General features: G+C 63.8%; 13 protein-coding genes. 6 read left to right on the plus strand and 7 right to left on the minus strand.

Translation table 11 applies throughout. The features are described from left to right. Positions 1-124: 124 nt before the first annotated feature. Complete coding sequence (locus tag ACDA63_RS15785; protein ID WP_373664240.1) at positions 125-1,219, plus strand: TRAP transporter substrate-binding protein; 1,095 nt, start codon at positions 125-127, stop codon at positions 1,217-1,219. Between the two features lie 63 nt (positions 1,220-1,282). Here ACDA63_RS15785 and ACDA63_RS15790 read toward each other — a convergent pair whose 3' ends face one another. The 4 genes from ACDA63_RS15790 to ACDA63_RS15805 form a co-directional block, all read right to left on the minus strand. Continuing rightward, positions 1,283-2,164, minus strand: coding sequence for an SAM-dependent methyltransferase (locus tag ACDA63_RS15790; protein WP_373664252.1), 882 nt, complete (start codon positions 2,162-2,164; stop codon positions 1,283-1,285). 103 nt (positions 2,165-2,267) lie between these two features. Continuing rightward, positions 2,268-3,248, minus strand: a complete 981-nt coding sequence (locus ACDA63_RS15795) for an AI-2E family transporter (RefSeq protein ID WP_373664241.1) — start codon at positions 3,246-3,248, stop codon at positions 2,268-2,270. 178 nt (positions 3,249-3,426) lie between these two features. Then, a complete protein-coding gene (locus ACDA63_RS15800; RefSeq protein ID WP_373664242.1) occupies positions 3,427-4,053 on the minus strand; it encodes a YbhB/YbcL family Raf kinase inhibitor-like protein in 627 nt (208 codons plus the stop codon). Between the two features lie 175 nt (positions 4,054-4,228). Next, positions 4,229-5,500: an O-acetylhomoserine aminocarboxypropyltransferase/cysteine synthase family protein gene (locus tag ACDA63_RS15805; protein ID WP_373664243.1), complete on the minus strand. Its 1,272-nt coding sequence runs from the start codon at positions 5,498-5,500 to the stop codon at positions 4,229-4,231. 165 nt (positions 5,501-5,665) lie between these two features. Between ACDA63_RS15805 and ACDA63_RS15810 the strand changes: the two genes are divergently transcribed. From ACDA63_RS15810 to ACDA63_RS15825, 4 genes are all read left to right on the plus strand, one after another. Continuing rightward, positions 5,666-6,682, plus strand: coding sequence for an NAD-dependent epimerase/dehydratase family protein (locus ACDA63_RS15810; RefSeq protein ID WP_373664244.1), 1,017 nt, complete (start codon positions 5,666-5,668; stop codon positions 6,680-6,682). A gap of 4 nt (positions 6,683-6,686) precedes the next feature. Beyond that, the gene (locus ACDA63_RS15815; protein WP_373664245.1) at positions 6,687-7,091 is read left to right on the plus strand and encodes a YchJ family protein; all 405 of its coding nucleotides are present in this window, start codon (positions 6,687-6,689) and stop codon (positions 7,089-7,091) included. 28 nt (positions 7,092-7,119) lie between these two features. Then, entirely contained in the window at positions 7,120-8,289 is a 1,170-nt protein-coding gene (locus tag ACDA63_RS15820; protein WP_373664246.1) for an MFS transporter, read from the plus strand. Positions 8,290-8,415: 126 nt separating this feature from the next. Further along, a complete protein-coding gene (locus ACDA63_RS15825) occupies positions 8,416-8,742 on the plus strand; it encodes a hypothetical protein (protein WP_373664247.1) in 327 nt (108 codons plus the stop codon). Positions 8,743-8,796: 54 nt separating this feature from the next. On the opposite strand, the gene ACDA63_RS15830 is transcribed toward ACDA63_RS15825, so the two are convergent. Continuing rightward, positions 8,797-9,369 (minus strand): DVUA0089 family protein, encoded by a 573-nt coding sequence (locus ACDA63_RS15830; RefSeq protein WP_373664248.1) that lies wholly within the window; start codon positions 9,367-9,369, stop codon positions 8,797-8,799. Between the two features lie 122 nt (positions 9,370-9,491). Between ACDA63_RS15830 and ACDA63_RS15835 the strand changes: the two genes are divergently transcribed. After that, positions 9,492-10,475, plus strand: coding sequence for a serine/threonine protein kinase (locus tag ACDA63_RS15835; RefSeq protein WP_373664249.1), 984 nt, complete (start codon positions 9,492-9,494; stop codon positions 10,473-10,475). A 16-nt stretch (positions 10,476-10,491) separates the two neighbouring features. On the opposite strand, the gene ACDA63_RS15840 is transcribed toward ACDA63_RS15835, so the two are convergent. Then, complete coding sequence (locus ACDA63_RS15840) at positions 10,492-10,821, minus strand: hypothetical protein (protein ID WP_373664250.1); 330 nt, start codon at positions 10,819-10,821, stop codon at positions 10,492-10,494. Continuing rightward, positions 10,818-12,375 (minus strand): hypothetical protein (locus tag ACDA63_RS15845; RefSeq protein ID WP_373664251.1); only part of this gene is annotated, 1,558 nt, incomplete at its 5' end. The genes ACDA63_RS15840 and ACDA63_RS15845, both read right to left, overlap by 4 nt.

Raw genomic sequence — 12,375 nt, forward strand, 5'->3', positions numbered from 1 at the left:
GGTTATCAGCAATAAATATTCCATGCGGGTTCGCCCTAGGGCTGTTTCTGACATTACGATTTCTATAATCTGACAGCCTGCAGGACAGGCAACACACAGCAGCACACAACAGAGAGGAGACACCGTGGAACGCCGTTCATTCATGAAGAAGGCGAGCGCTGGCCTCGCCGTGGGTGCGGTCGCCGCACCGGCCATCGCCCAGTCATCGCAACCGAACATCAAGTGGCGCCTGGCATCGAGTTTCCCCAAGAGCCTGGACACGATCTATGGTGCTGCTGAATCCGTCGCCAACCGCGTGCGCGCCGCAACGGGCGGCAAGTTCGACATCCAGGTCTTCGCCGCGGGCGAGATCGTCCCCGGCCCCGGCGTGTGCGACGCAGTCAAGGATGCCACCGTGGAGATGGGCCACACCTGCAGCTACTACTTCGTCGGCAAGGACGTGACATTCGCCTTCGATACCGCCCTGCCCTTCGGCCTGAACAGTCGCCAGCAGTCGGCATGGATGTACGAAGGCGGCGGCATGGAACTCATGCGCGACTTCTTCCGCGACTACAACGTCGTCAACTTCCCCTGTGGCAATACCGGCGTGCAGATGGGCGGCTGGTATCGCAAGGAAATCAAGTCCGTGAAGGACCTCGAAGGTCTCAAGTTCCGTATCGCGGGCGCCGCCGGCCAGGTGATGGCACGCCTGGGCGTGGTACCGCAGCAGATTCCCGGCGGCGATATCTACCCCGCGCTGGAAAAAGGCACCATCGACGCGGCCGAATGGGTCGGCCCCTATGACGACGAAAAACTCGGCTTCAACAAGGTCGCCAAGTACTACTACTACCCCGGTTTCTGGGAAGGCGGTCCGCAGATCACGGTGTATGTGAACGCCAAGAAATGGGCTGAGCTGCCCAAGGAATACCAGCAGATCCTGGAATCGGCCTGCGCGGCGGCGCACGTCGAAATGCAGGCCAAGTACGACGTGAAGAACGTGGCCGCGCTGCGCAGACTGGTTGCCAGTGGCACCCAACTGCGTCAATTCCCGCGCGACGTCATGCAGGGCGCATACAAGGCCGCGTTCGAGTTCTACGACGAGACCGCCGCCAAGAATCCGAAGTTCAAGAAAGTCTACGAGCAGTGGCGCAAATTCCGCGACGACGAATACCTGTGGTTCCGTGTCGCCGAGAAGAGTTTCGACGATTTCGTCTACAGCCAGCAGACACGCCGCGCGTAGCGCTCGACCCGAGTCTCATCCCTTGGTGCAATCGTAGCCCCGCCGCGTGCGGGGCTCTTTTTTTCACGACTGCGCGGTCGCCGATGCGGGCACGAAAAAGCGTCCGCGCAACTCGTCGAGCCCGAGCATGGAAAGCAGCTCTTCGAGCCGGCGTGCCGCGCGACGCTGCGGCGCACCCTTGCGCGAAGCGATGATGAGCTCGTTCTTCATGGAATGTTCCCAGCCCACCAGCTCGGTCACATTGAGCTGATAACCGTGGGCTTCGAGCTGCAGACAGCGCAGCACGTTGGTCACGTGGCTGCCGAATTCGCGCGTCTGGATCGGATGGCGCCACATCTCGGCCAATGCGCCTGCGGCCAGTTGCTCGGCCTTGTTCCTGCGCAGCACGGACGCCACCTCCGCCTGGCAGCACGGCACCAGCACGATGAAGCGGCTCTGGCGCTCGAGCGCGAAACGTATCGCGTCATCGGTAGCGGTGTCGCACGCATGCAGCGCCGTGACGACATCAATGCGTTCGGGCAAGGCTTGCGAATGCATCGACTCGGCAACCGAGAGATTCAGGAACGACATACCGGCAAAACCCAATCGGTCCGCCAGCTCGCGCGAGCGCGCCACGAGTTCGTCACGCGTTTCGATGCCATAGATCTGTGGTCCGGCACCCAATTGCTTGAGGAACAGATCGTAGAGAATGAAGCCGAGGTACGACTTGCCTGCGCCGTGGTCGACCAGACGCAGGTCAGCGTGTTCGGCGAGCACGTCGCGCAACAGCGGCTCGATGAACTGCGTGAGGTGATAGACCTGCTTGAGCTTGCGACGGCTGTCCTGGTTCATCTTGCCATCGCGCGTCAGGATATGGAGTTCCTTCAGCAGTTCCACCGACTGGTCGGGACGGACTTCGTACTTGTTCTCTGGTGGCGCAGCCTTAGCGCGGTTTTCCTTGCCCATATCGATACCGGTCATGAATTGCGGCATGCATCCGGGCACGCCGTCGAAGGTGGTGTTTTAGGCCTTTTCGGGTGCATGCGCCTGCGGCGGCACGCGCAGCGCTTCAGGGGCGTTTGGCGCCGATCAGGCCGGCGTCGCCCAGTTCGCGCTTGAGGTAGGCATACAGCACGGGAGCCGCCACGACGCCGCCGACACCGAACAGCGCTTCCATGGTGATCATGGCGATCACGATTTCCCACGCCCGGGCATCGATGCGGTGCCCGATGATGCGTGCGTTCACGAAGTATTCGAGCTTGTGGATGAGCACCAGGAACAGCAACGAAAACGCCGCGATCTGCAACGACAGGGTCGAACTGACCAGCACGATGAAGGTATTCGAAATCAGGTTGCCCACCACCGGGAGCAGCCCCGCGATGAAGGTCAGGGTGACGAGCGATTTCGTATAGGGCATCGGGTGCCCCGACAAGGGCAGGATGCCCACGAGGTAGATCGCCGTGAGCAACGTATTGAGCGCCGAGATGCGCACCTGCGCGAAGATCACCGTCTGGAACGACTGCGTGAGCCGTGCAAAACGCTCGATGAGTGCGGCCGACAGAGGGCGCTGGCTGGCGGGATTGGCCGCATCGTTCCACGACACCATCGCCCCCAGCACCAGCCCTATCAGCGCCAGGATGCTCGCCCGCACGCTACCATAGCCCAAAGTGGACACCTGCTGCCCGTGCTCGCGCAGCAATGTCGCCACGCGCGCGCGCAATTCGTCCACGCCTTCGGGGATATATGCCTGGATGTCCGCGGGCAGGAAACCACGCAGATCGGCGACGATCTCCGCCAGACGCAGCAGCAGCCCGCTGAACCCGTGGCTGCGCTGGACCAGGTAGGCGATGCCGAGGCCGATGGCGGTGAGCAGCATGCACACCACGACGATCACCACCGAGATCGCCAGCATGCGCGCCCAGTGCGACAACTGACGCTGTCGCAGAAGCCGCCGCTCGATGCTGCGCGTCACGCAATACACCAGCAACCCGGCGATGACCGCCGGCAACAGGTGGAAGACCAACACCGCCGCACAGATCAGTGCGATCAAGACATAGCTGGCGATACTTGCGGCACCCGAAGGGCGCGATGCAGAAAGAGGATTCATTCGCGTGGCGGCGTACGGGCCGTCAGATATGGCCACGCGGTCGCGTGGTGTCGGCCCGCATTCTAGCGCGCCGCCGGGGCGCGCACGCATATTGAGTCATGCGCGGCGCACACGGGCGGCGTCAGATCAGACGCTTGTTGAGCGTATACGTGCCCTCGATGCTGGCCTGCCCCAGCGTATGGGGCTTGATCGCGGCGAGCACGTCCTGCCCGGTAAAGCGTCCGCTCACCGGCAAGCGATCAACGTCGAGCGCGTACACAGTGAAGCGGTAGCGGTGTTCGATGGAGTCATTGAACGGCGGGAACGGACCGTCGTAGCCGTAATAGTCGCCCGCCATCTGCGGGTCGCCGGCGAACCAACCGGTGTAGTCGTTGATGCCGTGGCGCGCGCCGTAGAGTGTCTCCGGCCCGGGGCGGCCGTGCGGCACCAATCCGTTGCTGAATTCGCCTTCGCGGATTTCGGTCAGATCGGGCGGCAGATCGACCAGCACCCAGTGGAAAAAATCCACGCGAGGCAGATCGGGCGGTACTTCGCGGTCGGTCTTGTTCACATCGTCGCCGCGGCTGGGCGCGTCCGGATCATGAACGATCACCGCGAACGAGCGCGTGCCAACGGGCACATCGCTCCAGGCCAGATGCGGGTTGATGTCATCGGACACGGAGACGATGCTGGAATCGTCCGGTTTGCCGGCTGCATTCCGCGGATTGATGCGCGCGCCGGGGGTAATCGAGTGGCTTGTCAGACGCATGACGGGCTCCTGAGGGGTCGCAATGGATGGAGAGGGTCGCGGCTGCCGTCACGTTGCGAATGCCCGCGAGGCAAGCCTTCGGCGTCGACCTTAACGCGCAGCTTCCGGGCCGGTAAACCCCCGACGTGAAAATGGCGCCCGCAGGCGCCATTGATTCACCGCCGAACCCGCAGGCTCAGGCTGCCGCGAGCGCCTGTTCGATGTCAGCGAGAATGTCATCGATGTGCTCGATGCCGATCGACAGCCGCACCATGTCTTCCGACACGCCAGCCTTGGCCAGCTCTTCGGGCGACAACTGGCGGTGCGTGGTCGATGCCGGATGGCAGGCCAGCGACTTGCAGTCACCGATATTGACCAGGCGCGTGACCAGCTTGAGCGCGTCCTGGAAGCGTGCGCCACCTTCACGCCCGCCCTTCACGCCAAAGCTCAGGATGCCCGAGGCGCGACCGCCCATGTAACGCTTGACCAGCGCGTAGTCGCCATGGTCTTCGAGCCCGGCGTAATTCACCCAGTTGACCTTGGCATGCCCCTTGAGGAACTGCGCCACCCGCACGGCGTTTTCGCAGATGCGATCCATGCGCAGCGCCACGGTCTCGATGCCCTGCATGATCTGGAATGCGTTGAACGGGCTGATCGCCGCGCCCATATTGCGCAGCGGCACCACGCGCGCGCGGCCGATGAACGCAGCCGGACCGAGCGCTTCGGTGTAGACGACGCCATGGTATGACACGTCCGGCTCGTTGAGACGGCGGAAGCGCACCTTGTGCTGGGCCCACGGGAATTTGCCTGAATCGATGATCGCGCCGCCCAGCGACGTGCCGTGGCCACCCAGGTACTTGGTGAGCGACTGCACCACGATGTCGGCGCCATGTTCGATCGGCCGGCACAGGTACGGCGTCGGCACGGTGTTGTCGACGATCAGCGGAATACCGTGGCGATGCGCAACTTCAGCGAGTGCGGCGAAGTCGGTGATGTTCCCCAGTGGGTTGCCGATCGATTCGCAATAGATGGCCTTGGTCTTGTCATCGATGAGCGCTTCGAACGCTTTCGGGTCGCGGTAGTCGGCAAAGCGCGCCTGGATGCCCAACTGCGGAAAAGTGTGCGCGAACAGGTTGTATGTACCGCCGTACAACGTGGCGGCCGAGATGAAGTTGTCGCCCGCCTCGCAGATGGTCTGGATGGCGTAGGTGATGGCTGCCGCACCCGAAGCGACCGCCAGGGCCGCGATGCCGCCTTCGAGCGCGGCGATGCGCTTTTCCAGCACGTCCTGCGTGGGGTTCATGATGCGCGTGTAGATGTTGCCCGGCACCTTGAGGTCGAACAGGTCTGCGCCGTGCTGCGTGTCGTCGAACGCATAGGCAACGGTCTGGTACAGCGGCACCGCCACCGCGTGGGTGGTCGGTTCGGGCGTGTAGCCTGCGTGGACGGCGAGCGTTTCGAATTTCACGGCGGTTCCCCCTTTGGTCAAAAGGTGACAAGTATAGGCACCCCGGGCCGCGCCGCCATTGCTCAAGTTCGCATATGCAATGCGCCGGTTTGCGCCATGCGCGGACGAGCGCGTAGGATCGACCCTTTCGCGCGCGATGTGCGCTGAACTGGCACGGGGAACCCGATGAAAGTCCTGATCCTTGGCGGCACCGGCGTCATCAGCCGGGCCATCGTACCGCTGTTGCTCGAACGTGGGCACGACGTCACTGTCTTCAATCGCGGCCAGCGCGCCCAGGCACCGGCAGGCGTGCGCGTCATGCTTGGCGATCGCGCCGATCGCGAAGGTTTCCGCGCCACCATGCAGGCTGAGAAATTCGACGTGGTGATCGACATGATCGCATTCACCGAAGACGACGCCCGCTCCACGGTGAAAACCTTCCGCGGTCGCGTCGAGCAGATCATCGTCTGTTCGAGTTCTTCGGCCTACCAGCGCCCGTATCGCACGATTCCCGTGCAGGAAGACGCCGAAGCGCTGTGCGAAGACCCTGTCTTTCCATACTCCTTCAACAAGGCGCAGATCGAGCGTTACCTGCAGGCGTTGATCCGCGATGAAGGTCTGCCGATCACCATCATCCGCCCCTCGCTGACTTTCGGGCCCGGCGCGGCGGGCTTCGGGGTGCTGCGACAGAATTACGGCGTCATCGACCGGATCAGACGCGGCAAGCCGCTGGTGATGTTCGGCGACGGCAAGAACCCATGGAGCTTTACCTTCGCGCCCGATCTGGCCGTTGCGTTCGCGGGGGCGGTCGGCAATCGCCGCACCTACGGCCAGCACTATCACGCCACGAACGAAGCGCGCACGGCGTGGCAGGATCTCTACCTCGAAGCAGGGCGTGTGCTCGGCGTCGAACCGAGGCTGTTCTTCCTGCCGGCCGATCTGCTCTATCGCGCAGCGCCGACGCTATGTGCACACCTGCATTTCGAAAAGTCGTACCCGGGCCTCTTCGATAACAGCAAGATCCGCCGCGACATCCCCGAGTTCGCACCGCGAATCGATCTGCACGCCGGACTGACGACGCTGTTCGCGTGGTTCGAGGCCGAATCGCGCGCCATCGACCCGGAGAAAGAAGCGCTCGAAGATCGACTTCACGGGATCCATCGCGGACTCGGCGAGCAAGTTGCCAACCTTTACACCCGGTAGTCGAATGCCTCTCGCGAAGAACACGCCGCCCGGGCAATCCCCCTGCCCGTGCGGAAGCGGCCGGACCTATGCCCGCTGCTGCGGGCCTTGGCACGATGGCGAGCCGGCGCCTACGCCGGAAGCGCTCATGCGCTCACGCTATTCGGCCTACGCGCTGGGGCTGGACGACTACGTCGCCGCCACCTGGCATGCCAGTACGCGTCCGACAGACACCGCCAGTGACGACGCGGTGAAATGGATCGGGCTGAAGATCGTGCACGCCCCGCAGGCCGAAGGCGACGCGGCAGCGGTGGAATTCATCGCCCGCTACAAGATCGGCGGGCGTGCCTACCGCATGCACGAGACCAGCCGCTTCGTGCGCGAAGATGGGCGCTGGTACTACGTCGACGGCGACGTGACCGACGACTGACACCCCACGCGCGCCGCTCCGAATCTCCATGCATAACGACAACGACTCCCTGACGCACCCGCCTCTGGCCGCACGCGTCGCAACCAAGGCGCATTTCTTCATCAGCGGCCTGCTCTTTGCAAGCTGGGGCGTGCACGTGCCGACCGTGCGCAAGCTCTATGACCTGGGCGAAGCGGAACTCGCGTGGCTGATGCTGGCCGCAAGCCTCGGCGCCATCATCGCGCTGACGCGCGTCGGCAACTGGGTGGCCCGTCATGGCGCGCGACCGGTGGTGCTCGTCGGCGGCCTGATGATCTGCCTGCCGCTCGCCCTTCTCGTCCATATGCCCGGCTACTTCAGCGCCATGGCGACCTTGTTCGTCTTCGGGCTGGCCACCGGCACTTTGGACGTGGCGATGAACGCAGAGGCGGTCGCCGTGGAGGATGCGTATGCGCGACCGATCATGTCGTCGTTCCATGGATTCTTCAGTCTCGGCGGCATGGCGGGCGCGCTGATCGGCAGCGCCGTGGCAGCCGCCGGCGTCACGCCCGCCGTACATCTCGCGCTGGTCGCCGTCGGTGGCTTCATCGGCGTGTGGATCGCCGCGCGCTACATGCTGCCGACCGAACACACGCACTCGCCCGAACACGCAGATGCGCCCTTCCGCCTGCCGCGCGGGGTGCTGCTCCTGCTCGGCATGCTGGCGGCATTCGGGCTCATCGGCGAAGGCGCCATGTACGACTGGAGCACGCTGTACATGGTGCGTGTGCTCGACAGTCCTGCGGCGGTCGCGGCCCTCGCCTATGGTGCATTCTCTGCAGCCATGGCTGCCGGCCGCTTCGGCGGCGACTACGTGCGTGCCCGGCTCGGCTCTGCGCGCACGCTGCGCGTATCGGCATGGCTGGCGGCGATATCGATGATCGCCGCCCTGATCATCGCGCAATCATGGGCGGCGCTGGCGGGGTTCGCGCTGGTGGGCGTGGGGTTCTCGAACATCATCCCGGTACTGTTCTCGGCCGCCGCCAAGGTGCCCGGCGTGCCGGCGGCGCAAGGCATCGCGGCGGTATCGGGCGCCGGTTACGTCGGGTTCATGATCGGCCCGCCGATGATCGGATTTCTCGCGCACGGGTGGGGACTGGGCGTCGGGCTGATCGTCGTGGCAGTGTTCGCGGCACTCGTCGCGCTTCTCGCCCGTCGTGCGATGGCGACAACGATGTGACGAAATTTCAAAAGGGTTTGCAAATGCTTGCAAAGCATTACAGCGGCCCAGAGACCGCCCGCATAACGTTCTGTTCGTGGAGTTCAGCCTGATCGCAGGCCGACCAAGCCCCAGAGGAGAACAACAATGCGTACATTCACCAAGGTTGCCGCCGCCGCGATCCTCGGTACCAGCACCCTGCTGCCGATGGCGGCTTTTGCCCATGACCGCGATCACGATCGCGGCCGTGGCCCGCGCTACGAGCGCTATGACCGCTACTATGGCGGCCCGCGCGTGGTCGAGCGCACGGTCGTCTATCGCCCGGCGCCGCCGGTGGTGTACCGCGAACGTATCTATCGCGAGCCGGTGGTGTACCAAGAGCCGGTATACGTGGCGCCCGTCGTGCCGGTGTATGGCCGCCCGGCGGTGACGATCGGCGTGAGTCTTCCACCGATCGTGATTCCGATACGCTAGGCGCGCGAACGACAAAACCCCGGCATGCCGGGGTTTTTCACGTCCAGCGGCGTTTCAGGCACGTCGACGCCAACGCCCCGCCAGCAGGCCAAGCGCGCAAGCCACCAATGCCAGCGATGCCGGCTCCGGCACGCTGTTGGCCAGCCCGACGACCGAAGCGCCGCTGATGGTCAGTTGATAGGGCAGCGCAGTCGCATTGACGCGCGAGAGGAGCGACTCGAACTGCAATCCGTCGAGCAGATCGATCGTCGGAATGATCTCGGGCCACGCGTAGGTGCCCACCGCCAGGATGTAGCTGCCCGGGTTGAGCACCGTCGACAACAGCGCGTCGAGCGCACCAAACGCCGTGTTGCTGGCAAAGGCCACGTAGTCGAAGAGGTCGAGCGAACCGTCGTCGCGGAACAACCACAGTGCCGAATCGAAGCTGCCGGTCTGGAGACTGAACGTCGCCGCGCCCCCCGCAGAGGTGATGTGCCAGAAGTCCACGGATCGGCCTGACTGAATGCCGAAACTGTTCGAGTACTGGTCGATCCGGTCAACGATGACGGCCGCATTAGCACCACTGACAGCGCAGCACAAGGCCAGCGCGACGAGACAACGGCGGAACAGCGTCGTGAGCGTAGTCATTGCATTCCCTGGACATGAATTTGGATCAATGCAGCGAGCGCATCGTATCGTCACAGACAGGCACGACACTGAGAACTTCGCCACAATGGAGCCATTTCTCCTGGTCCAATGGGTTGCCGAAGATGAGTCCCCCACCCTTCAACGATCTCACGCCCGATGCCGTGCTCGATGCGGTCGATTCCACCGGACTGCGTGCCGACGGCCGTCTGTTGGCGCTGAACAGTTACGAGAACCGCGTCTACCAGGTCGGCATCGAGGACGCCACGCCCGTCGTGGCCAAGTTCTATCGCCCGGAGCGCTGGACCGATGAAGCCATCCTTGAGGAACACCGCTTTGTCCAGGCATTGGCGGAAGCCGAAATCCCGGCGGTATCGGCGCTCGCTGCCGGCTCGACGACACTGCATCGTCACGCGGGCTTTCGCTTTGCATTGTTTCCACGTCGCGGCGGCCGCGCACCCGAGCTGGGCGACGAACAGACGCTGGCTTGGCTGGGACGTTTTCTGGCGCGCATCCATAGCGTCGGGGCGCGCGAGCCTTTCGTGCACCGGCCGACCGTGGATATCGAATCGCTCGGCGTAGAGTCACGCGACTGGCTGCTGGCGCACGACAGTGTCGCACCTGAATTGCGCTCAGCGTGGCAAGGAACAGTGGATGCCGCGCTCGACGGCGTACGCCATTGCTTCGATCGCGCCGGCCCGGTGAGGCGTCTGCGACTGCATGGCGATTGTCATGTCGGCAATGTGCTGTGGACGGACGGCGGCCCGCACTTCGTGGATTTCGATGACGCCCGCAACGGGCCGGCAGTGCAGGATCTGTGGATGCTGCTGTCGGGCGAGCGCGAGAGCATGGAGCGCCAGCTCGGCGTGGTGCTGCGGGGTTATGAGCAATTCCGCGAGTTCGATCGCGCTGAATTGCACCTGGTCGAAGCGCTGCGCACGCTGCGGCTCATTCACTATTCAGCCTGGATCGCCCGTCGCTGGCACGATCCGGCTTTCCCTGCCGCGTTCCCGTGGTTCGGGTCCACGCGCTACTGGCAGGATCGCATTCTTGAACTCAAGGAGCAGATCGCCCTGATGGAAGAGCCGCCGCTGTACCCTGCGGACTGACCACTGCGGAATTGTCTCAGCGCGTAGTCTCCGAGGACACGGGTTCGACCGCGTAGACCTCGAACGCGGGCGCCTGCGGCGGACGCACCGGCTGTGCCACGCCAGTGACGCGCAGTATCTGACGCTGCAGACGCGCCGCCGTCGTCTGGTCGATTCCCGTCAGGATGTACTCGCCCTTGTCGGTACGCAGCGCGACCGTCGCGTGCGGCTCGGCCCCCTTCAACACCAGCATGCCGACGATGGTCGTCGTACCGGACAGCGTCGGCGCGGGCTGTTGGGCGCAGGCGGCGAGCAGTGCTGCAATGCCCGCCAACACTGCCACCCGCGTGCGCGCCGCGATGTTCATTTCACGACCACCGTCACCGATACGCCAGCCGGCACCGGCACAGTTTCCGTGTACGCGCCGGAAACCGCAGAACGGCGCAGCGGGAACTGTGCATACGGCTGCAGCGTAGTCGGCAGCGAGGACGGATAGGTCACGTACGCTGCGTAGGCCGGCCCGTTGATGGCTGGCAGCGTGAAGCCGTATTCCGAGCGCGCCGGCATACCATAGCCACTCGGCGCACCGGTCGCCGGCAAGAGCGTGCCCATGGTGCTCCAACGGCGCAGCGCTTCGGCGAAGCCAGGGCCGCCGGCCTTGCGGATGGCGCCATCGAGCAGTACCACAGAGTCGGTCGAGGACTTGTCGCGCAGCAGCGATTTGTAGAAGTCGACGCCATACTGGCGCAGCAAGTAACCACCAAAGCTCGCCGATACTGCGTAGCTGAAGCAACTCGTGTTGGGTGTGCCGTTCCAGTCGATGTAGCCGCAGTTGTAGCGGCTGGAGTAGATCCAATCCGCGAAGCTGTCGTCCCGCAACGCGTTGTACGTCGGGTCGATGTTCAGCCCGACGATATCTTCGGTCATCAGCGCGCTGCCTTCTTCGAGGAAGGTCTCGAAGTCATAGTAGGCATTGCTCGCGGGCGACGACATGAGTACGCCGCGCTGGTAAAAGTTGATCATGTGCGTGAATTCGTGCGCCAGCGTGCTGAGCTGGATCTTCACGCCATCGTCGCCACTGGCCAGATAGACCGTCTCGGTGTCCATGTAGAACGACAGCGACTCATTACTGTACTGGCCGTACTGTACGCTCGGATCGATGTAGAAATTATTGTTCGACCAGAAGTAGCCGATCATTCCGTACGGCTTGCTGTTGCGGTCGAAGTTCACGAACACGATGTCGAGTTCCTGATCCGCCGGGATCAGATCGTTGGGGTATGAGTGCGAACCCCAGGGCTCGCCGATCAGCCCCACCACCATCGAATACACCGACTGACTGTCGATGGCAAAGCGCTGTGCGAACTGATCCACATGGGCGGAGGTAAAGCGGCCGCTGCCGTATTCGCTATCCTCGACCCAGATATTGATCACGCGCCCATCACTTGCCGTGGCCTTGCGGCGCAGGGTGGCCGTGCGCGTGGTGATCGAATTGTCATTCTGCGAGATGTACCAGTTACGCGATTGGCCCACGGTGTACTTGGGCGTCGCAGCCACGGCCAGTGTCTTTGCGCGGCCGGTGTTGCTCGCCGTGGCGGCGCTGCGCATGCGCGAGCGGGCGTCGAAATCGCGGACGATGGAGGGGATCGTATTGGCACGGCTCGAATCGGCCGTATCGGTCGCCGACGCCACCTTGGCCACCACGCTCTTGCTGGTGCCCAGCGACACCGCCGGGAAAGCCACCGACGTTGCTTTGTCGTTGGTGTAGATGAGCGTCACCGATGCCGACGAGGGCACGTTGTAGATGGTGATCGGCAGACTGACCGGCGCGCTGCCGGTGTTGCTGTAGTGCCAGATACCGACGCCCGTCCCGCCATAGGTATTGTTGGAAGCTGCCCCGCAGTTGGTGCCCGAGCAATCGGCG

It is taken from the genome of Uliginosibacterium sp. sgz301328, from assembly GCF_041807905.1.
Lineage (GTDB): Bacteria > Pseudomonadota > Gammaproteobacteria > Burkholderiales > Rhodocyclaceae > JBGVSA01.

Excerpts from the sequence above, each read along its gene's own strand:
- ACDA63_RS15790 (WP_373664252.1), bottom strand. The coding sequence starts at position 2,164 with ATGGGCAAGGAAAACCGCGCTAAGGCTGCGCCACCAGAGAACAAGTAC.
- ACDA63_RS15800 (WP_373664242.1), bottom strand. The coding sequence starts at position 4,053 with ATGCGTCTGACAAGCCACTCGATTACCCCCGGCGCGCGCATCAATCCG.
- ACDA63_RS15810 (WP_373664244.1), top strand. The coding sequence starts at position 5,666 with ATGAAAGTCCTGATCCTTGGCGGCACCGGCGTCATCAGCCGGGCCATC.
- ACDA63_RS15815 (WP_373664245.1), top strand. The coding sequence starts at position 6,687 with ATGCCTCTCGCGAAGAACACGCCGCCCGGGCAATCCCCCTGCCCGTGC.
- ACDA63_RS15820 (WP_373664246.1), top strand. The coding sequence starts at position 7,120 with ATGCATAACGACAACGACTCCCTGACGCACCCGCCTCTGGCCGCACGC.
- ACDA63_RS15825 (WP_373664247.1), top strand. The coding sequence starts at position 8,416 with ATGCGTACATTCACCAAGGTTGCCGCCGCCGCGATCCTCGGTACCAGC.
- ACDA63_RS15830 (WP_373664248.1), bottom strand. The coding sequence starts at position 9,369 with ATGACTACGCTCACGACGCTGTTCCGCCGTTGTCTCGTCGCGCTGGCC.
- ACDA63_RS15835 (WP_373664249.1), top strand. The coding sequence starts at position 9,492 with ATGAGTCCCCCACCCTTCAACGATCTCACGCCCGATGCCGTGCTCGAT.
- ACDA63_RS15840 (WP_373664250.1), bottom strand. The coding sequence starts at position 10,821 with ATGAACATCGCGGCGCGCACGCGGGTGGCAGTGTTGGCGGGCATTGCA.